The following is a 19,462-nucleotide window of genomic DNA, read 5'->3' as shown; positions in this document are numbered from 1 at the left end:
GGCTCGTGGTCGTGCCTGTAGTGGGTCCCGTTGAGTTCCGCCGTGCATGCGCGCGACGATCTACCTGAACAGGCTATGATCGTTGGCGCCCCAACTAATCCGGATCGCCCGGACGTGATCAAAGGAGATCTCGTGCAGTTCTATCGCGACGGGTACCGCCCGGGAGACCCCGACGTTCAGCCAGCGGATCCACGCGCTCAGCTGCATGACGAGGCTTTCCCCGAGGCGGTCGACGTGCTCATCGTGGGCACCGGCCCCGCCGGTGCCGTCCTCGCTGCTCAGTTGGCGGAGTTTCCCGACATCAGCACGCGTGTCATCGAGCGCCGTGCCGCACCGTTGCAGGTGGGTCACGCCGATGGTGTCGCCTGCCGAACGGTCGAGATGTTCCAGGCCTTCGGCCTCGCCGACGCACTTGTGCGCGAGGCGTACTGGGTCAATGAGGTGCGCTTCTGGGGGCCGTCCGACGAAGATCGATCGAGAATCGCCCGCACCGGCTGGGTCGACGACACCCCGGCCGGCCTCAGCGAGTTCCCCCACGTCATCGTGAATCAGGCGCGCATGCAGCAGTACCTGCTCGACCACGCGGCGAAGTCAGCCAGCAGGCTCGAGGTCGATTACGGCGTCGAGTTCGTCGGCTACGACAAGGACGAGTCAGAGCATCCACTCGTCGTCACACTTCGGCGCACAGCGGGGCTGCGCGCCGGTGAGGAATTCACGGTCCGCGCCCGGTTCGTCCTGGGCTGCGACGGCGCGCGCAGCGGTGTGCGCCGGGCGCTCGGCATCGAGCTCAAGGGGGATGCCGCGAACCACGCCTGGGGTGTCATGGACGTGCTTGCGACGACCGGCTTCCCCGACTGGCGCACGAAGAACGTGGTGCAGTCGGCCGGCAAGGGCAGCCTGCTGATGATCCCGCGTGAGGGCGGCAACATGGTGCGCTGCTACGTCGACCTCGGCGAGGTGCCCGCCGGAGACGGCGAGATCCGCAAGACGACCGCCGAGGAGCTCCGCCAGGTGGCGAACGCGATTCTTCATCCGTACACAATCGACGTGAAGCAGGTTGCCTGGTCGAGCGTGTATGAGGTCGGCCAGCGCGTCGCCGACCGCTTCGACGATCTCGGCCGGGATGCCCCGGCAGATGCCACGCCGCGTGTCTTTGTCGCCGGCGACGCCTGTCACACCCACAGCGCGAAGGCGGGTCAGGGTATGAACGTCTCGATGCAGGATGCTTTCAACCTCGGCTGGAAGCTCGCCGCCGTGCTGCGGGGGCGGTCGGATGCCGCGCTGCTCCGCACCTACTCGGAGGAGCGCCAGACGATCGCCGCCGACCTCATCGCTTTTGACAAGCACTGGTCGGCGTTCATCGCGCAACCCGCGCTCGACCCCGATCGCCCCGAGCGCGGGGGCGTCTCGGCCGCCGACATGCAGGCGGAGTTCGCGCGCCAGGGCCGCTACACCGCAGGGCTCGCCACGCGGTACGCCCCATCGACCATCATCGGCGCGACCGATCATCAGGATCTGGCGACCGGCTTCGAGGTCGGCACGCGGTTCCATTCGGCACCGGTGCGCCGCGTGGCGGACGCCCGTCCGATGCAGCTGGGGCATTCACACCGTGCGGACGGCCGCTGGCGCATCTACGCCTTCGGCGACGTGGGCAACGTCGAGCTCCGCCAGTTCGCGAGCTGGCTGACCGAGGATTCGGCCTCGCCCGTGCGCGCGTTCACCCCGGCGGATGCCGACATCGATGGCGTCCTTGATGTGCACGCGGTCTTCCGCGGTTCGCACCGCGACATCGACGTCACGGAGCTGCCATCGATCCTGCTCCCCACCTCAGGCCCCCTGGGGCTGCAGGACTGGGAGAAGGCGTGGGCTGAAGACCCCGCGGACAGCATCTTCACGCGCCGCGGGATCTCGTCCCACGGTGCGGTCGTCGTGGTGCGGCCCGACCAGTACGTCTCCCTCGTGCTGCCGTTGACGGCACGGCACGAGCTGCACGACTTCTTCACCGGATTCCTGCTGCCGGCGTGAGCGAGCCTTCCGCGCCGCCTGCGGCTGACAGGATGGGAGCCGTGACGACGATCAGCGACCTTCCCGAACCGCAGCGGCACGTCGGAAACCTCATCCGTCGGGCGCAGCAACTGCACCTGGCGACCTGGGCGCGCGTGGCATCGCCGGATATCACGAGCGCGCAGTACAGCATCCTCGTCGTGCTTGACCGGACGGCGGAGGCGAGCCAGCGCCAACTGTGCGACGAGGTCGACCTCGACCGCTCGACCGTTGCCGACCTCGTGCGGCGGATGGAGAAGGCCGGGCTGATTTCGCGGCAGCGCGCATCGGCCGACGCCCGGCGGAACGTCGTGACCCTCACCGAGCTCGGAGCCGCAGAACGCGCGCGGCTCGCCCCGAAGGCAGTGGAGGTGCAGCGCGAACTGACCGCGCATCTGGGACCCGCCGAGGCGGACGCGCTGTTCCGCGCACTCTGGAAAATGCTGGAGAAATAGCCGCGGGCCCCGTCCCCGTGGGCTCCGGTGCCGGCACTCGTCGCCGAACTCGAGTTACGCGTCGCCCGTGTCGCTCGCCGACCCCCGGCCGGAGGCCTTCCGCAGTGCCTGGTGAACGGCGTTCAGCGCCTCGACGGCGTCCTCGAGTGCGGCCAGCTGTTCGGCGGTGAGCGACTCCAGTGCCTCGTTCACCGGCCTCGACCATTCGGCGGCGACGGCGCGGTGCTCGTGAACCCCCGACGGAGTCGGTTGGATGAGGGACACCCGACGGTCGCGTGCGCTCTTCTCGCGGCTGACGAAGCCGCGCTCTTCCAGAGTGCGCAGTGCGGTGCTGACGTTCGGCTGCTGCAGCCCGAGCGCGTCGGCGAGTTCTCCGACGGTGGATGCCGGTGCGTCGATCACCTGCTTCAGGAGGGCGATCTCCGTGGTCGGCAGCGGGCCAACGCCGGCGCGCTCCGGCGCCTTGCGGTGGATCGTCCAGGCGAGTTCGCGCAGCGTGATGCTGACATCGGTCAGGCGTGGTCGGTCGGGGCTCACCATGGTCTCCTGAGCCTATCGCCCGGGGTGGGCACAATGACGGGAACGCTCCGGGGTCGCGTCGCGCGCGATCCCCGGAGCGTGCAGAGTCGACTCAGAGCGGCTGTGCCATGACCTTGAGCACGTGCTGTGTTGCGGCGACGTTGTCGAAGCCGGGAAGCTTGCCCATCTCCCACTCGCCGATGTTGCGCGAGGTCTCGACGATCAGTTTGCAGCGTTCGAATCGGCGCTCGGTGAACTCGACGAAGGCGTCTTCAATGTTCTCGTGCGCCCCGAGCACTTCACCGAGTACCACGCCATCTTCAATCGCCTGCGCGGCACCCTGGCCGAGGTGCGGAGTGATGGAGTGCACTGCGTCGCCCATGAGCACCACCCGGCCCTTGTGCCATGGGGCGGGCGCGATCATCGCCTCCTCCGGGCGGAGGACGATATCGGCAGGGTTGTCGCTGAGGAACTCGTCGCGGAACCGTCCGGCGAGTCCGCCGAAGCCCTCGAGTTCGGCGCGCAGCGCCGCGGGCAGATCTGCGGTGGCGGGGCGCTCGGCGCGCGCCATTGGCTTGTTGAAGAACATGTAGGCCATGTCCGGACCGATCGGCACGAAGCCGGCCATCCCATTCGGACCCTCCTGAAGGATGATCCGGTCGATCTCCGGCAGGAGGGGCATGTTCTGGCGATAGGCCGACTGCCCGATGTACTCCGGGCGCAGTGTCGCGTCGAGAACGTGCTCTCGCACCTTCGAGGCGACGCCGTCGGCACCGACGAGGATGTCGGCCGAGATCACCTCGCCGGTGTCGAGGGTGACGTCGATCCCGTCGCCGCGGTCGGTGAGCGAGACGTACGAGCTGGAGTATTGAATGACCACGCCGACCTCGATGGCCCGCTCTGTGAGGATCTCGTGCAGCTTCGGGCGGGTCACACCATTCATCGGGGGCAGGGTGCTGCTCTCGATCGGCGTGCCATGAATGTCGCGGAGGAAGTTGCCGTCGTGGTCGTACATCGCACCCCAGGCGGATGCCGCGAAGCCTGCGTCGAGGCACGGCTGTGCCGCACCGATGGCGTCAAGAGCGCGAAGCGCGTTGATGGGTTGGATGATCCCGACGCCGTAGACGGACGCGTGCGCCGACGCGTACCGCTCGACCACGTGGACGTCGTGCCCCTTCTGGCGGATCGCGATCGCGGCCGACAGGCCACCGATGCCGCCGCCGACGACGAGAACGTTGAGCTTGCTCATGATTTCCTACACCTTCGTAGATTCTCACTCGCGTCTTCGCGGTGATCCCCAAAGAATATATGCCCGCATATATATAACGCAAGATATTTTGCGTGGGGATTCACGCCTCCAGCTCCGCGCGTCAGATGGGCTGCGCCATGACCTCCAGCACGTGCTGGGTCGCCGCGACGTTGTCGAAGTCGGGGAGTTTGCCCATCTCCCATGCGCCGATCGCCTCCGACGTCTCCACCACCAGTCGGCAGCGCTCGTAACGGCGCTGCGTGAACTCTGCGAACGCGGAGGCGAGATCATCATGCCGCGTCAGCACCTCGGCGAGCACGACGCCGTCTTCGATTGCCTGTGCGGCGCCCTGGCCGAGGTGCGGGGTGATGGCGTGCACCGCGTCACCCATGAGCACCACGCGGCCCTTGTGCCACGGTGCCGCGGCGATCATCGACTCTTCGGGGCGCAGCACGATGTCGGCGGGGTCATCGCTGAGGAACTCGTCGCGGAATCGACCGGCGAGCCCGCCGTACCCTTCCAGCTCTCTGCGCAGTGCCGCCGGGAGGTCTTCCGCCGCGGGCCTGTCTTCCCTGTTCATTGCCTTGTTGAAAAACATGTACGCGAGGTCCGGGCCGATCGGCACAAATCCCGCGGTGCCGTTGGGGCCGCCCTGGATGATGACCCGATCGATCTCGGGAAGCCGCGGCAGGTTCTGTCGGTAGGCCGACTGCCCGATGTAGTGCGGCGTCACGTCGGCATCCAGCACGAACGGTCGCACGCCGGAGTTCACGCCGTCGGCGCCGACCAGGACCTCAGCCGAGATCTGCTCGCCGGTGTCGAGTGTGACGAGCACGTCGTCCTCGCGCTGTTCCAGAGAGGCGAAGGACGTCGAATAGCGGATCTGCACGCCGAGGTCGACCGCGCGCGCGGTGAGGATCTGATGCAGCTTCGGGCGAGTGACGCCGTTCATAGGCGGCAGCGTGCCGCTCTCGATGGGCGCTCCATCGATGTCGGCGACGTAGTGTCCATCCGTGCTGTGGATCGCGCCCCACTTCTCGGCCGCGAACCCGGCGTCGATGCACTGCTGCGCGCATCCGATCGCGTCGAGTGCACGCAGCGCATTGATGGGCTGGATGACGCCGACTCCGTACACAGAGGCATGCGCGCTCTCGTACCGCTCGATGACCTGGACCTCGTGCCCCTCCTGGCGAAGGGCGATTGCGGCGGAGAGCCCGCCGATACCGCCGCCGGCGATGAGAACCTTGCGCTCTGACATATGCACTCCTACACCTGTGTGGGATTCCCGTTCCCGCGTCGCTGCGGGAACGGCTCACTCAGAGCGTATGGGGGTATATATATTTGTCAAGATATTTCCGGTGGGCGCCGAGTGTCAGTGGATCCCGAGCGTCAGTGGATCCCGAGCGTCAGTGGATCCCGAGCGTCAGTGGATGCCGAGGTAGTCCTCGAGCGTCCCGGGGCTTGCCTGGAGCAGGGGCTCGTGAACCGGCTCCTCCGGGAATTCGCTGGCCTCAAAGAACCAGCGACGGGATGCGGGCATCCCCCAGAGCTGCGCACGACGCGGGTCGGTCACATCCCACCGAATGGGGGGCGTCTCCAGATCGATGAATTGGTAGTGCGTGTTGAACAGCTCGACGCGGTGCTGGTCGGGGTCGCGGAGGTAGAGGAAGAGCGCGTTGCTGATGCCGTGGCGCCCGGGGCCGCGGTCGATCTCGCCGCCGAAGCCGAGTGAGCCGGCGACGTCGGCGGCGTGGATCAGTGACGCCCCATCTGGCACCGCGTAGGCGAAGTGGTGCAGACGCGGCCCGCGGCCATTCGTGAAGACCAGGTCGTGGGTGTTGCCCTTGACCTCCATCCACGTTCCCCACAGTTCGTCGGTGCCGTCGGTGGCGGTGTACTCCGACATGCGCATGCCGAGACCTGTCCAGAAGTCCGTCGCGGTCTGCACGTCGTGCGTCACGCACTGGTAGTGGTCCAGTCGCTGCGGGGCCCCGGCGACGAACTCGTTGTAGTTCTGCATCTTGCGGGGCACGACATCCATAGACGAGGTCAGCTCCATGCGGGTGCCGACGGCGTCGCGGAACTGGATCGTTGGACCCTGGTGGTCGCGCTCGACCCGCTGGTGCTCGATGTCGTTCTCCTGGAAGAACTTCTCGGCGGCGATGATGTCGTCGTCGGTGCGCACCCGCAGGCCGACGTGGAGCGCTTTGGCCTCGGGGGCGAGCTCGAGGATCAGGCTGTGATGGGCAGCCTCCTCGAGCCCGCGCAGGTAGACGGTGTCGCTGGTCTCTTCGGTGACCACGAGGCCGACGACGTCTCGGTAGAAGTCGCGACTGCGGGCGAGATCCGTGACCGCAATGGCGACGTGGCTCGAACGGGTGAGGGTGAAGGCGGGGTCGGAGTTCGTGATCGGCAGCATGCGATCAGCGTGCCAGTCGGATGCCACGGGCGGAACTACCCGTTCGCTTGCGCAGCCATACACAAAAGCTATGACGCTCGGGCTAGGGGGCTAGTGTTCCTATATGGATCTACGACAGCTGCGTTACTTCGCGGCCGTCGTCGAGGCCGGCTCCCTCACCGCAGCCGCCGGGCGACTGCACATGTCGCAGCCGCCGCTGAGTGTCGCGATCGCGAAGCTCGAGGCCGATGTCGGCGTTCCCCTCCTGGTGCGCACGCCCCGCGGGGTCGAGCCGACGAGCGCCGGACGGTTCCTGCTCGATGCGTCCACGCGTGTGCTCGGCGACATCGACGGCATCACCTCGGCGCTCCGACGATTCGGCTCCGGTGTCACTGGGTCACTCCGCATGGCCGCGGTGCCGGTGCTGATGTGGCACCGCATCCCGATGCTGCTTCGCGCGTATGCGGCGGACACCCCCGACGTCGAGGTGCGGCTCGTCGACCCGCCGCCGTGGACGGCGATCGACATGCTGCAGCAGCGCAGCGTCGATGTCGCCGCGGTGATGGTGGCCGATCCGAAGCGGTTCGCGCAACGCCACCGCCACGTGCTCGACATCGTGGACTGGGGCCCGGTGCCGCTCGTCGCGGCACTCCCGCCCGAGGAACACCTCGCGCCGGACCCGCTGCCGCTGACCGAGTTCGACGGCAGGGTGGTGGTGCTGCCCGGCCGCACCGCGGCCGTTCCGAGCCTGCCGGAGGCGGTGGAGGCGGCGTTCAGGCGGCACCACATCTCGCCGTCGTCGATCCGCACGGCGGACACCATCCAGACCAGCATCCCGCTCGTCGAGGCGGGCATCGCGAGTGCGATCCTGCCCGACCCCGACGGCGCGAGCCTCACGCGATTCAATCTGACCCTGCGGCGGCTCGATCGACCGCCAACGCCACTGCGGGCACTGGTGCTGGCTCGCGCCGGCTCGGCCAGTGAGCCGGCCGTCGCTCGGCTCCTCGCAGGAATCGAGACGATGCGCTCCGCTGATCGCATGTGATCCCTTATATGATGTGCTCCACAAGGAGGCACTGTGGTTGAGACGAAGATCAGCAAGGCAGAGCAGGCGTACGCGATCCTGAGTCGCGGAATCATGGACGGCACGTACGGCCCGGGTCAGAGACTCGTGATCGATCAACTCGGCCGCGAGCACGGCATCAGCTCGGTTCCGTGGCGCGAGTCGTTGCGGCGACTCGAAGCCGAGGGGTGGGTTGACATCGTCCCGAACGCCGGAGCGATCGTCAAGTCGGTTGACGTCGACTCCTGGCACCGCACGATGAACCTGCTGGCGAGGCTCGAGGGGTACGCGACCGCTCTCTCCGCGCCGCGACTGGATGCCGCGGAGCTGGCCGAGGCTCGTGACCTCAACAAGCAGATGGGGGAGGCGCTGGCGAACTTCGACCCGCAGCGGTTTGGCGATCTGAATCGCACCTTCCACGAGTCGCTGTGCTCGAAGTCCGATGACGAGCGGCTCAACCACTTGGTGCACGCGGAGTGGACCCGTCTCGACCTCATCCGCCGCACAGCATTCTGGTACGCCCCCGGACGCGCGCTGGCCTCGCTGGCTGAGCACGACCAGATCCTCGACCTCATCGAGGCCGGTGCAGATGCGGACCTCATTGAGACCTCGGTGCGTCAACACGAGATCAACACCCTGGATGCCGTCGCCAAGCATGAGGCGGAGCGCAAGGCCGCGGAGCGGGCTCGAAGCTGAAAGCTGTTGCCGCACCCTGCGGCTGAAACGCACTCGTGCGGAGAAGCAGAAATCGCACTTGAAATCGTGTGTGATTATTCATACGATTTGAGGCAGGCCCACGACGAGCCCTGATCACGCGACGATGCGGAGAGACGATGAGCGATTCCCAGCGGAGCGAGACGCGCCTGACCCAGACTGACGTGCTCGTTGTCGGCAGCGGGCCGACGGGAGCCACCGCCGCGTTGCTTCTCGCACGCCAGGGCCTCGACGTCATCATGATCACCCGGTCGGGCTGGGCATCCGACTCGCCCCGCGCCCACATCACGAACCAGCGCACCATGGAGGTGCTGCGCGCGGTCGGACTCGAGGACGCCGTGACCGCGCAGGCAGCGCCCCGCGCCGACATGGCGAACCAGGTGCTGTGCACCACGCTCGCGGGCGAGGAGATCGGGCGCGTGTGGTCATGGGGCAACGACCCGGAGCGGCAGAGCGAGTATCTCGCCGCAAGCCCGGTGTCTGGACTCGACATCCCCCAGGACAGGCTCGAGCCGATCCTGCTCGGCGAGGCGGCACGGCTGGGCGTGCGCGTCGTGTTCCGCACGAAGTTCGAGTCGCTCGAGCAGGACGATGACGGGGTCACCGTCCGGGTGACCGATCAAGCGACCGGTCGTGCCTACAGCATCCGGGCGCGCTACGTGATCGGTGCCGACGGCGGCCAGAGCCGCGTCGCGGATGCGATCGGGCTGCCGCTTGCGGGGGAGTCCGGGATCGCCGGCGCGATGAACGTGCGCTTCACGGCAGATCTGGCGAAGTACGTCGCCCATCGACCAGGCTCGCTGTTCGAGGTCATCCAGCCGCATCGCCAGGAGGCCCTCGCGATCGGCATGCTGCGCATGGTGCAGCCCTGGCACGACTGGGTGGCCGGGTTCGTGCACCTGGGCGAGCGCAACTCGCGTCTCACCGAAGAGGAGGCGATCCACGAGCTGCGCCAGCTGATCGGCGACGACACTGTCGACATCACGATCACCGGCCTCTTCCCGTGGCGCATCAACCACGTGATCGCCGAGCACTATTCGGTGGGGCGGGTCTTCTGCGCGGGAGACGCGGTGCACCGGCATCCGCCGATGAACGGCCTCGGCGCCAACACCTGCATCCAGGACGCATTCAATCTCGCGTGGAAGATCGCGGCGGTCGTGAAGGGGCAGGCGGGTCCCGCGCTGCTCGACTCGTACTCGGCTGAGCGCCAGCCGGTCGGCAGGCAGGTGGTCGACCGGGCCATCGCGAGCTGGCGGCTGGGCAAAGACGTCGTTCCCGCGCTCGGCATCGACCCGGCGGCGCCGCAGGCGGAGCGCGAGGCGCAGTTCGCCGTGCTGAAGGAAGCGAGTGCGGCGGGCGAGGAGCGCCGCGTGGCGGTGGCCGAGATGCTCGCGGCGAAGGGGCACATCTTCGCCGCGCACGGGGTGGAGATGAATCAGCGCTACGAGTCCGGCGCCGTCGTCGGCGATGGCGAGCGCGTCGGCTTCGCACGCGACCCGCAGCTGTTCATCCAGCCGAGCAGCGATCCGGGCGCCCGCCTGCCCCACGCCTGGGTCGGCGGGGCCGACCGCACGATCTCGACACTCGACCTCACATCTCCCGAGCGCTTCACGCTTCTGCTGCGCGAGCGCGGCGAGCGCTGGGCGGATGCCGCGGCAACCGTCGCGGCGGAGCTCGGGATCGAGCTGCCGGCGGTGCGGATCGGTGCGGGTGCCGACGTCGTCGATCTCTACGGCGACTTCGCGCGCCGCAGCGAGATCGGTGAGCAGGGCGCGCTGCTGGTGCGCCCCGATCAGCACGTTGCCTGGCGCAGTCGCACGGCCGTGACCGACCCGGAGGCCGAGCTGCGCCGGGTTCTCACACAGATCCTCGACCGGGCAGACGCATGAGGACCATCGAGCTCGACGTGTTCGTCGTGGGCGCCGGCCCGACCGGCCTCGCCGCCGCCGCTCTGCTCGCACGCGACGGAGTGGACGTCGCCGCGATCACCCGTTACCCGGGCTTCGCGGATTCGCCGCGTGCGCACATCATCAACTCGCGCACGATGGAGGTGTTTCGCGACCTCGGAATCGAGCAGCGCGTGACCGACGCGGCCATGCCAGGGAGTCTGATGAACCAGGTGATCTGGGCGGAGAGCTTCACCGGTGCCGAGATCGCCCGCCGGCGCGGATGGGGCGGAGGCGCTGCACGGCGATCGGATTACGAGGCGGCCAGTCCCTGCGTGCCGACCAACATCCCGCAGCACGTGCTCGAGCCGATCCTCGCCGAGGCGGCGCAGGAGTTCGGCGCCCGGGTGCTCTTCAACCTCGAGCTCGTGTCGATGCGCCAGGACGCGGACCGGGTGGTCTCGCTGTGCCGCGACCGGGCAACGGGCGAAGACGTCGAGGTTCACTCGGACTACGCGATCGGTGCCGACGGTGACAACAGCGCCGTCGTCCGAGAGATCGGATTCGAGGTGGAGGGGCAGACCGGTCTCGGCCACATGCTCAACTTCTGGGTGCAGGCCGACCTCACCGAGTACACCGCGCACCGGCCCGGCGCGCTCTATCAGATCTTCCAGCCGGGCGGGCAGGCCTTCACCGACAACGCCATGTTCGTCGCCGTGCGCCCCTGGGACGAGTGGGTCGTCGCGATCCCCTACGACCCCGCGGCCGGCGACCCGGATCGCAGCGAAGACGCCGCCATCCGCACCGTGCGCTCGTACGTGGGCGACCCCGAACTGGCCGTGCGCCTCATCGGCAGCTCCACCTGGACGATCAACCAGGTGCACGCCGACATCATGCACCGCGGACGCGTCGTCATCGCCGGCAACGCCGCGCACCGGCATCCGCCTGCCGGTGGCCTCGGGGCCAACACCTGTGTGCAGGACGCATTCAACGTCGCCTGGAAGATCCGGATGCTGCAGGCAGGAGAGGCCGGCACCGGCATCCTCGACACGTACTCGCAGGAGCGCGCGCCCGTCGCCCGGCGGATCGTCGAGCGTGCCAACCGGTCGCTCGGCGCGCTGTTCGCCATTCCCGCCGCGCTGGGCCTGCGCCCCGGTCAGTCCGCCCCGGAGGGGAGGGCGGCGCTCGCCGAGCGCTTCAGCGACGCCCCGGCAGGCGCGGCGAAGCGGCGCCTCCTGGCCGAGGCAGTGGAGATGCAGGACTACAACTTCAATGCGCTGGGAGTCGAGCTCGGGCACCGCTACACCTCGGACGGAATCACTCCCGACGGCACCTCGTTCGAGCCGGGCCTGGACCCCGAGCTGTTCTACGAGCCGACGACGACGCCGGGTTCGCCGCTGCCGCACGTGTGGATCGAGCGTGGCGGCGCGCCGCTGTCGACGCTCGACCTCGTCGGAAAGGGGCGCTTCACTCTGCTGACCGGCATCGGCGGCGAACCGTGGCGGAGGGCCGCCACGGCCGCGTCGTCGCGCTGGGGCGTGCCCGTCGACGTCGTGACGATCGGCCCGCGACAGGACGCCGAGGATCGGTACGGAGAGTGGGCGGCCCTGCGCGGGACCGACGAGTCGGGCGCGCTGCTGGTGCGCCCCGACCAGCACGTCGCCTTCCGGGCCCCGGACGCCTCGGGCGACGTGGATGCCGCACTCGACCACGCCGTCTCCCGCGCCCTCGGGCGCGCCTAGCCGACGGCGGCGCTCCGGCCGACTCCCTCAGGCCGACGTGCTGCGAACGCGGGCGTCGGCTGCACGTCGGAACGCCAGCCATCCCAGTGCGGAGCTCACCGTGATGACCGCGCCGAGTGTCGCCGCCGTCGTGCCGATGACGCCGGTCAGCGGCGAGCCGAGCACGCCGCCGAAGAACTGTGATGCGCCGGTCAGGGCCGAGGCCGCACCGCTCGCGGTGACGACCAACTGGCCCCAGCTGTGCGCACCGGTGAACACGAACGCGGTCGCCCCGGCGAAGACAGTGGAGAGGATCCACAGCAGCCACGGCGCGCTTCCGAGGAGGGCGAGAACGAGCAGGAGGGCGCCGGCGACCGCGCTGCCTGCGAGACCGATTCCCATCGCAACGGACGGATGCCGGGTACGCGCCATCCGTCGGAACACGATGTTGGCCGCGACCATCGCGAGCGCGTTCGTGCCGAAGACGAGCGCGAACACCAGGGGCGGATACCCGAACTCGCGCTCGACGATGAACGACGCGGTGGTGATGTATGCGTAGAAGCCGAGCGAGTGGGCGGCGAGTGCTGCCGCGGTCCAGGCGAGCTCCCGATCACCCAGCGCTGTGAGCAGGGAGTGGGCCACGCCGGCGCCGCGCCCCGTCAGGCGCGCGGAGGCGGGCAGCGTCTCCGGAACGAGGAGTGCGAACAGCAATGTCAGTGCGCCGCCGAGCGCCGCGAGCGCGACGAAGTCCGCACGCCATCCCCACGCGGCCGCGATCAGCGCGCCGATCACCGGTGCGAGCACGGGGGCCATCACGGAGACGAGCGCGAGCAGGCCGATGCGCGACGACACGGAGCGGCTGTCGTCGGAGAGGTCGCGCACGACGCTCCGGGCGACCACGATGCCCGCGGCGCCGCAGACCCCGGCGAGCCCGCGCACGGCGATGAGCATCACGGCATCCGCCGCCACCGCACTGAGCACGGAGGCGAGCGTCCAGCCGATCACGCCGATCAGAATGATCGGGCGCCGCCCGTGCCGGTCGCTGAGCGGACCCCACACGAGTTGTCCGACGCCGATGCCGAGAAGGCATGCCGTGACGCTGGCCTGCATCAGCCACGCGGCGCCGCCGAGCTCGGTCTGCATCGTGGGGAGGGAGGGGATGTAGATGTCCATCGACAGCGGTGCCAGCGACGACAACACGGCGAGGACGGCGAGGATCCTGACGAGCCTTCCGCCCGTTGGGCGTGACACCCCGCTCGGGGCGCTCACTGCTGCGCCGAGTCTGCGAGCACCGCCTGAAGGTCGCACTGCACGAGGGTGGCGCCGTCGAACCGCGCGGCCATCACCTGACGGGCGGGGCGGCTGCCGGCATCCGGGAACATGGCGGTCCACGCGCGATTCAGCGCCTCGCGATCGCGATACGCGTCCTCGGCCAGCCACACCGTGATCTTGATGATGTCGTCGGTCGTGCCGCCGGCGGCGGCCATGAGCTCGCGCACGTGCGCGAAGATGTTGGCCAGCTGTGCGTCGAGCTCGGCCGGCATCTGCTTCGTGACCGGATCGCGCCCGGTCAGCACCCCGGAGACGAGGTGCTGACCGATGAGGCTCGCCGCCGGAACCGGGTTCTCATGCCCGAATCCGGTGAGGTGGATGCTCCTGCGGCGCGGCATCCGCTCAGCTTCCGACGCGGTCTTCGACCACGTGGTTCTCGATCGCGCCGAGACCCTCGATCTCGGCGCGCACCACGTCACCCGGCGCCAACCAGTTCTGCGTCGGCGCGCCGATGCCCGAGGGGGTGCCGGTGGCGAGGATGTCGCCCGGCTGCAGCGTCATCACCCGGCTGAGGTAGGCGATCTGCTCGTAGATGTCGTAGATCATGCCGCCGGTGTCCGCACTCTGCCGCACCTCGCCGTTGACGGTCAGCGTCATCTGCAGCGCCAGCGGGTCGTCGATCTCGTCGTCGGTGGTGAGCCACGGACCGATCGGGCCGTGCGTGTCGAACGACTTGCCGAGCGTGAACGTCGGCGAGAGCTTCGCCAGCCAGTCGCGCACCGAGACGTCGTTCGCGACCAGGTATCCCGCGATGTACTCGCGGGCCTCGTCGGCCGACACGTTGCGCGCGGGCCTGCCGATCACGACGCCGAGCTCGATCTCGTAGTCGAGCTGCTCCGACACGACCGGTCGCACGATGTCGCCGAATGGGTCGTTGATGCAGGAGACCTGCTTGTTGAACCACATCTGGCTGGTCGGGATCGGGATGCCTGCCTGCCGCGCCTCCTCGGCGTGTGCGGCGTAGTTCATGCCGATGCCGAGATACTTCTGCGGGTCGTCGATCGGTGCGAGCAACGTCACCTCGGCGAGCGGATGCCGCGGCCCCGACGCCGAAAGGATGCTGTCGCGGCGGGCCGCCAGCTCGGGGATCAGCGCGCGGAGCGAGGAGCCGATGCCCTCCACACCTGACAGGTCGACGATCTCGTCGCCGTCGATGCGGCCGAGGCGCACCCGGGAGTCGCCGCTGCGGAATCGTGCGAGCTTCATGCGCTCTCCTCCTCGTCGGCCGGCTCGGTCCTCTCGGTCTTCTCGGAGGGTAGCGCGCCCCACACCTGGTCGCCATACGGCGTCATCTGGAAGCTCACGAACCGCCACTGCCCGTCTTCACTGCGGTGCAGCACCTGGGTGACGACCCCGTCGATCGTGCGCTCGCCGCCGTCGGGGGCGTGCATCCGATTCACGATGCCGCCCGTCAGCACCGCGGTGTCACCGAAGGTGCGCAGCAGCAGGTCCTGTCGTGTGATCTCGATGTACGCGCGACGCACGGCGACGTGCTCGAGCAGCAGCGCCTTCGTGTGCACGAGCCCCGGGGCGTGGATGTGGATCATGGAGTCCTCGAAGAGGGCGTCCAACGCGTCGATGTCGCCGGAGACCAGTGCGTCCTGGCGTCGTTTCTCGACGGCGAGGATGTCGTTCTCGACGTTCGCGCTCATCGGACCTGCGCCTCTTCCCAGGTGCGGAAGCCAGTGGCCTCGCCCGCTTCGTGTCCGGGGCGCGGTGCGCCGACAAGCGCGTGGTACGTGCTGAAGATCTCGTCGGCCTCGGCCAGCGGCAGCACCTCCTCGATGTCGTCGAATGGCTTGCCCGCTGTGCGCTCGGCGACGATCCGCCGGATGACCTCATAGCCCTCGCCGCGCATGTTGTCGGTGATGCGGTTGACTATCGGGCGGCGGGCGGCGTCGTACTCGATGAAGGCGACGGCCGGGTCGGCGTGCTCGGTGAGCTTCTCTGCGAGCACCGCGGCATCAAGCGTGGCCTGGGTGATGCCGTTGCCGCCGCGTGGGTACATGGCGTGCGCGGCGTCGCCGAGGAGCACGACTCTGCCGTCAACCCAGCTCTCAAGCGGGAAGTGCCGGGTGAGGGGGAAGAGGTAGACCTCGCGGGCGTCGCGGATCAGCTGCTGAACGTCGAGGAAGGGCAGCTTCAGCGTGTCGAACGCCGGAATGAGCTGCTCGGGATCGGCGACCTGGTTCCAGTCCTCGATGGTCTCCTCACCGTTCGTCTCGACGACCCAGTTGATGAGGTCGAGGCCGGTGCCTTCGAAGTTCTCCGCGATCGGGTAGATGATCATCGTCGAGATGCGCGGATCGCCGAGATGAAGAATGGTGTGCCCGCCGCGGATCGGCTCGTGCAGCGTGGTGCCACGCCACATCGTGATGCCGGAGAACTCGGGTTCGGCCTGATCGGGGTGCATCTGGCGTCGCGCGACTGATTTGATGCCGTCCGCCGCGATGAGGGCATCGTGCCGCACGCGCTCGCGTCTGCCGTCGCGGTGCTCGATCTCGAGGGTCACGCCGTCGGCATCCTGCTCGTAGCTCACGAGCCCAGCGCCCAGCACAACGGCATCCTCGCCGAGTCGTTCGATCACGGTGCGGTAGAGCAGCATCTGGAGGATGCCGCGGTGCACGAAACGCTGCTCGTGCAGGTAGCCCATGTGCACGCCGCACTTCTCGGCATAGATCTCCTGGCCGAAGTGGTTGTAGAAGATCGAGTCCTCGGCATCGACCGAGATGGAACGGAACTCCTCGAGCAGATCGAGGTCTTCAAACTGCCTGGTGCCGACCGTCTTGATGTCGACCCCGACGCCCAGGGGCTTGAGTTCGGGGACGATCTCGTAGATCTTCGTCCTGATGCCCTGCTGGTGAAGCCGCAGAGCGGTGACGAGCCCGCCGGGGCCGGCTCCGATGATCGCAATGTCGTGCATGTGGTCTCTTTCTCTCGGAACCGGCTAGACGCCGGCGGTCTGGGGGAAGAGCTCGTCGAGAACCCGGACGGTCGCGTGCCAGGAGCGCGCGGCGTTGCGTGGGTGGTAGTCGAACAGCTCTGGGCGGGGCGAATTGCGGGATCTGAGGCTCGTGAAGGCGTGCGTGGTGTGGCTGTAGACGTCGATTTCCCAGTCGGCCTCGGCCTCGGACAGTTCGTCTTCGAGCCGGCTGCGCTGTGCACGCGTGGCCATCGGGTCGAGAGAGCCGAGCGCCACGTGCACCTGGATGCCGGATGCCGTGGCGGCCGACCAGTCACGCTCCAGCAGATCGAGACCGGGGTGCACCGCGATCACGCCGCGGACGACTCCGCCGGTCCGCAGGAACTCCAGGGCGGAGGAGCCGCCGAAGCAGTATCCGAGCAGCGCGATGTTCGCGGCATCGACCTCCGGTTGGCTGGTGGCCACGCGGTGCGCTTCGGCGATGCGGGCCTGCCACTCCACGCGGTTGCCGGCCATCGATCCGATCAGGGGAACGATCTCGGCCTGAGCTGCCGGCGTGGCACGGTCTCCCCAGACGTCGGCGGCGAACACGGCGAGGCCGCGCGCGGCAAGACTCTCGGCGATCGCGATCATGTCGTCACCGAGTCCGAAGGCGTCGTGGATCAGCACGACGGTGGCACAGGTGACGGCGCCAGCTGGGGCGATGAGGAGTCCGCGCATCGCGGTGCCGCCGACGTGATACTCGACGTCTCGGCGTGTGAGACCGGCCATTTTCATCACTCCTCCTCGAATGTGTGACTGATCGTACGCAGGATCGCACACGATTTCAAGCGCGATGCGCTATGGTGGCGTTATTGAATCGGAGCGCACAAAGGAGAGCGTCATGACCAAGGTCGTCGACATCAACATCCACCACCTTCCCGAAGACCTCTTCACGAACGAGAAGATCTTGAACGGGTTCCTGAACAGCGCTCCGCGCGGCTTCGGTGAGATCGCCAGCGTCATCGAGATGGAGAACGGCAAGAAGCAACTCGTGCTGGAGAAGCCCAAGGGCTACCCGAACCTCAACTACGTGGAAGGTGACTACTCCGCCGAGGCAAAGCTCGCGGCGATGGACGAGGCCGGCGTTGACTACGGCATCATGCGCGTGCCGGTCTGGCAGGAGTGGCTCGACCTCGAGACCTGCAAAGCGGTCAACGACAACGCCGCCGAGATCGTGAAGCGCTCGAATGGCCGACTGTTCTCCACCGCCTGTGTGCCGCCGTGGGGCGGCAAGGAGAACATCTACGAGCTGGAGCGCAACGTCAAGGAGCTCGGCGTCGTTGGCGTGCAGCTCGCGTGCCACTATGGCCAGCTCTACCTCGACGACGAGGTCTTTCGTCCCTACCTGAAGGTGATCGAGAAGCTCGAGATCCCCGTCATCGTGCACCACACGCCGTTGCCGGTCGAGTACAAGTCGGTCCTCGACTACACGAACCTGCGTCGCGAGTTCGGCCGCATCACCGATCAGGCCACCGCCGTCGGGCGTGAACTCTTCAGTGGCATGTTCCAGGAGATGCCCGGTCTGCGCTTCATTCACACCATGCTCGGCGGCAACTGGTTCGCCAACACCGAGCTGCTCACCCCGCACGCCCCGGTCAAGAAAGAGGCCATGCAGCGCCTCGACGCCAGCGAGGGCGAGAAGATCAAGCGATACCTCGACGAGAACATCTTCTTCGATCTCACCCACCCGCACTCGTGGGGCAAGGTGCAGGTCGAGGCGGCCCTGAAGATCAACGGCGCCGACCACTACATGTTCGGCTCCTCCTTCCCGGTCTTCTACAGCTGGATGAGCCAGGGTGTCGAGTTCATCAAAAACGAGCTCGAGATCAGCGAGTCCGACCGCGAGGCCATCTTCTACGGCAACGCGAAGAAGATGTTCAACCTCCCGATCTAGGCCACGCCATGATCGATTCCCAACGGGTGCTCATCATCGGCGGCGGATTCTCCGGGCTGGCGGCAGCGATCATGCTCGCGAAGGCTGGACATGTCGTCGATCTGATCGAGCGGTCGCCGCACTGGACGATGGACGGTGCCGGCATCAGCATCGGCGGGCCATCGCTGCGGGCCCTCGGGCGAATCGGGGTGCTTGATGCATTCTTCGACCACGGCGCCGGTGGCGACGACCAGTCGGTGCGCACCCCGGACGGACGCGAGATCGGCCGGTTCCGCACGCCGCGTATCGCTGCATCCGATCGTCCGGGCACAGGCGCGATCATGCGACCGGTGCTCGGGCAGATCCTCGTCGACGAGATGCTCGCCTCGGGCGCCACTGCGCGACTGGGCACCACCGTGAGTGGTCTCGTTGATGACGGCAACGCGGTGGATGTCACATTCTCGGACGGATCGATCGGGCGCTTCGACGTGGTGGTCGGCGCCGACGGACTCGCCTCGTCGACGCGGGCGCAGCTGTTTCCGGATGCTCCGAAGCCGGAGTTCTCCGGTCAGGGCGCCTGGCGCGCGATCGTTCCGCGCCCGCCGGAGATCACGAGCACGGTGATCTGGGTCGGTGCTCCCGCGAAGGTCGGCGTGAACCCCATCTCGGCCGATGAGATGTATGTGTTCGTCAACGAGGCCAAGGCCACCAACGATCGCGTCGGCGACGACGAGCTGCTCCCGCGCCTGCGCGGGTTGCTCGACCCGCTCACCGACCCGGTGATGGCTGGCGTCAAGGCCGCGCTCGACGAGGACTCGCTCGTGCTCTACCGGCCGATGGACAACCTCCTGCTGCCTTTGCCGTGGCACCGCGGGCGCGTCGTGCTGATCGGCGACGCGGCGCACGCGACGACCCCCCATCTCGCCGCCGGGGCGGGCCTGGGCCTGGAGGACGCGATCGTGCTCGCCGAGGAGCTGGACGCGCGCGACTCCGTGGATGCCGCCATGACGGCCTTCGAACAGCGCCGCTTCGAGCGCTGCCGGATGGTCGTCGAGAACTCCGCCCGCCTCGGCGTGCTCGAATCCGAACGCGGCCGCCAGGACGAGTTCGTCGCGCTGCAGGCCGACTCCTATCGGCTCTTGGCAGAGCCCGTCTGAGTCCCCATCCATCGCGACAATTCACTTGACAGAATGTAAAGCGACTGGCACCATCGTCTCTACCCGCTGGCACGACGCCGTGCGTGC

18 protein-coding genes are annotated in these 19,462 nt (G+C 68.0%); 8 read left to right on the top strand and 10 right to left on the bottom strand.

Translation table 11 applies throughout. The features are described from left to right. The first annotated feature begins 132 nt into the window (after positions 1–132). Together GY24_RS05890 and GY24_RS05885 are read left to right on the top strand one after the other, a co-directional pair. Positions 133–2,025 (top strand): FAD-dependent monooxygenase, encoded by a 1,893-nt coding sequence (locus tag GY24_RS05890; RefSeq protein WP_104474803.1) that lies wholly within the window; start codon positions 133–135, stop codon positions 2,023–2,025. A gap of 41 nt (positions 2,026–2,066) precedes the next feature. Then, a complete protein-coding gene (locus GY24_RS05885) occupies positions 2,067–2,498 on the top strand; it encodes a MarR family winged helix-turn-helix transcriptional regulator (protein ID WP_202972916.1) in 432 nt (143 codons plus the stop codon). A gap of 54 nt (positions 2,499–2,552) precedes the next feature. On the opposite strand, the gene GY24_RS05880 is transcribed toward GY24_RS05885, so the two are convergent. The 4 genes from GY24_RS05880 to hpaD all read right to left on the bottom strand — a co-directional run bounded on the left by GY24_RS05880 (position 2,553) and on the right by hpaD (position 6,685). After that, entirely contained in the window at positions 2,553–3,038 is a 486-nt protein-coding gene (locus tag GY24_RS05880; RefSeq protein ID WP_104474801.1) for a MarR family winged helix-turn-helix transcriptional regulator, read from the bottom strand. A gap of 91 nt (positions 3,039–3,129) precedes the next feature. Then, complete coding sequence (locus GY24_RS05875) at positions 3,130–4,266, bottom strand: FAD-dependent oxidoreductase (protein ID WP_104474800.1); 1,137 nt, start codon at positions 4,264–4,266, stop codon at positions 3,130–3,132. A 121-nt stretch (positions 4,267–4,387) separates the two neighbouring features. Beyond that, the gene (locus GY24_RS05870) at positions 4,388–5,524 is read right to left on the bottom strand and encodes an FAD-dependent monooxygenase (protein ID WP_104474799.1); all 1,137 of its coding nucleotides are present in this window, start codon (positions 5,522–5,524) and stop codon (positions 4,388–4,390) included. Positions 5,525–5,689: 165 nt separating this feature from the next. Next, entirely contained in the window at positions 5,690–6,685 is a 996-nt protein-coding gene (hpaD, locus tag GY24_RS05865) for a 3,4-dihydroxyphenylacetate 2,3-dioxygenase (protein WP_104474798.1), read from the bottom strand. 103 nt (positions 6,686–6,788) lie between these two features. Here hpaD and GY24_RS05860 point away from each other — a divergent pair, with 103 nt between their 5' ends. The 4 genes from GY24_RS05860 to GY24_RS05845 all read left to right on the top strand — a co-directional run bounded on the left by GY24_RS05860 (position 6,789) and on the right by GY24_RS05845 (position 12,069). After that, positions 6,789–7,709, top strand: a complete 921-nt coding sequence (locus tag GY24_RS05860) for a LysR family transcriptional regulator (protein ID WP_104474797.1) — start codon at positions 6,789–6,791, stop codon at positions 7,707–7,709. Between the two features lie 33 nt (positions 7,710–7,742). Further along, on the top strand, positions 7,743–8,423 hold the full coding sequence (locus tag GY24_RS05855; protein ID WP_233279219.1) for a GntR family transcriptional regulator: 681 nt from the start codon (positions 7,743–7,745) through the stop codon (positions 8,421–8,423). Between the two features lie 137 nt (positions 8,424–8,560). Next, entirely contained in the window at positions 8,561–10,330 is a 1,770-nt protein-coding gene (locus tag GY24_RS05850) for an FAD-dependent monooxygenase (protein ID WP_162496160.1), read from the top strand. Continuing rightward, positions 10,327–12,069: an FAD-dependent monooxygenase gene (locus GY24_RS05845; RefSeq protein WP_104474796.1), complete on the top strand. Its 1,743-nt coding sequence runs from the start codon at positions 10,327–10,329 to the stop codon at positions 12,067–12,069. Before GY24_RS05850 ends, GY24_RS05845 begins: the two co-directional genes overlap by 4 nt. 27 nt (positions 12,070–12,096) lie before the next feature. Here the strand turns inward: GY24_RS05845 and GY24_RS05840 are convergent, their stop codons facing one another. From GY24_RS05840 to GY24_RS05815, 6 genes are read right to left on the bottom strand one after another with little or no spacing between them, the layout of a single operon-like run. Beyond that, a complete protein-coding gene (locus GY24_RS05840) occupies positions 12,097–13,317 on the bottom strand; it encodes a Bcr/CflA family efflux MFS transporter (protein WP_161498693.1) in 1,221 nt (406 codons plus the stop codon). Next, positions 13,314–13,718, bottom strand: a complete 405-nt coding sequence (locus GY24_RS05835) for a RidA family protein (RefSeq protein ID WP_104474794.1) — start codon at positions 13,716–13,718, stop codon at positions 13,314–13,316. Before GY24_RS05835 ends, GY24_RS05840 begins: the two co-directional genes overlap by 4 nt. 4 nt (positions 13,719–13,722) lie before the next feature. After that, the gene (locus GY24_RS05830; RefSeq protein WP_104474793.1) at positions 13,723–14,586 is read right to left on the bottom strand and encodes a fumarylacetoacetate hydrolase family protein; all 864 of its coding nucleotides are present in this window, start codon (positions 14,584–14,586) and stop codon (positions 13,723–13,725) included. Further along, entirely contained in the window at positions 14,583–15,032 is a 450-nt protein-coding gene (locus GY24_RS05825) for a nuclear transport factor 2 family protein (RefSeq protein ID WP_104474792.1), read from the bottom strand. Before GY24_RS05825 ends, GY24_RS05830 begins: the two co-directional genes overlap by 4 nt. Then, positions 15,029–16,303: an FAD-dependent monooxygenase gene (locus GY24_RS05820; RefSeq protein ID WP_104474791.1), complete on the bottom strand. Its 1,275-nt coding sequence runs from the start codon at positions 16,301–16,303 to the stop codon at positions 15,029–15,031. Before GY24_RS05820 ends, GY24_RS05825 begins: the two co-directional genes overlap by 4 nt. Positions 16,304–16,327: 24 nt before the next feature. Beyond that, positions 16,328–17,074 carry a dienelactone hydrolase family protein gene (locus GY24_RS05815; protein WP_161498692.1) on the bottom strand — a complete coding sequence of 249 codons (747 nt, stop codon included), beginning with the start codon at positions 17,072–17,074 and terminating at the stop codon, positions 16,328–16,330. 112 nt (positions 17,075–17,186) lie between these two features. On the opposite strand from GY24_RS05815, the gene GY24_RS05810 reads away from it, so the two are divergent. Further along, positions 17,187–18,239, top strand: coding sequence for an amidohydrolase family protein (locus GY24_RS05810; RefSeq protein ID WP_104474789.1), 1,053 nt, complete (start codon positions 17,187–17,189; stop codon positions 18,237–18,239). 8 nt (positions 18,240–18,247) lie between these two features. Then, positions 18,248–19,375 carry an FAD-dependent oxidoreductase gene (locus GY24_RS05805; RefSeq protein ID WP_104474788.1) on the top strand — a complete coding sequence of 376 codons (1,128 nt, stop codon included), beginning with the start codon at positions 18,248–18,250 and terminating at the stop codon, positions 19,373–19,375. Positions 19,376–19,462: the final 87 nt, after the last annotated feature.

The sequence above is a fragment of the Microterricola pindariensis genome (assembly GCF_002936985.1).
GTDB lineage: Bacteria > Actinomycetota > Actinomycetes > Actinomycetales > Microbacteriaceae > Microterricola > Microterricola pindariensis.
Note: the sequence above shows the minus strand (reverse complement) of the source record. Positions and strands in the feature narration are given on the sequence as shown.

Excerpts from the sequence above, each read along its gene's own strand:
- GY24_RS05870 (WP_104474799.1), bottom strand. The coding sequence starts at position 5,524 with ATGTCAGAGCGCAAGGTTCTCATCGCCGGCGGCGGTATCGGCGGGCTC.
- GY24_RS05845 (WP_104474796.1), top strand. The coding sequence starts at position 10,327 with ATGAGGACCATCGAGCTCGACGTGTTCGTCGTGGGCGCCGGCCCGACC.
- GY24_RS05815 (WP_161498692.1), bottom strand. The coding sequence starts at position 17,074 with ATGGCCGGTCTCACACGCCGAGACGTCGAGTATCACGTCGGCGGCACC.
- GY24_RS05805 (WP_104474788.1), top strand. The coding sequence starts at position 18,248 with ATGATCGATTCCCAACGGGTGCTCATCATCGGCGGCGGATTCTCCGGG.
- GY24_RS05810 (WP_104474789.1), top strand. The coding sequence starts at position 17,187 with ATGACCAAGGTCGTCGACATCAACATCCACCACCTTCCCGAAGACCTC.
- GY24_RS05825 (WP_104474792.1), bottom strand. The coding sequence starts at position 15,032 with ATGAGCGCGAACGTCGAGAACGACATCCTCGCCGTCGAGAAACGACGC.
- GY24_RS05860 (WP_104474797.1), top strand. The coding sequence starts at position 6,789 with ATGGATCTACGACAGCTGCGTTACTTCGCGGCCGTCGTCGAGGCCGGC.
- GY24_RS05830 (WP_104474793.1), bottom strand. The coding sequence starts at position 14,586 with ATGAAGCTCGCACGATTCCGCAGCGGCGACTCCCGGGTGCGCCTCGGC.
- GY24_RS05875 (WP_104474800.1), bottom strand. The coding sequence starts at position 4,266 with ATGAGCAAGCTCAACGTTCTCGTCGTCGGCGGCGGCATCGGTGGCCTG.
- GY24_RS05835 (WP_104474794.1), bottom strand. The coding sequence starts at position 13,718 with ATGCCGCGCCGCAGGAGCATCCACCTCACCGGATTCGGGCATGAGAAC.
- GY24_RS05850 (WP_162496160.1), top strand. The coding sequence starts at position 8,561 with ATGAGCGATTCCCAGCGGAGCGAGACGCGCCTGACCCAGACTGACGTG.
- GY24_RS05820 (WP_104474791.1), bottom strand. The coding sequence starts at position 16,303 with ATGCACGACATTGCGATCATCGGAGCCGGCCCCGGCGGGCTCGTCACC.
- GY24_RS05880 (WP_104474801.1), bottom strand. The coding sequence starts at position 3,038 with ATGGTGAGCCCCGACCGACCACGCCTGACCGATGTCAGCATCACGCTG.
- hpaD (WP_104474798.1), bottom strand. The coding sequence starts at position 6,685 with ATGCTGCCGATCACGAACTCCGACCCCGCCTTCACCCTCACCCGTTCG.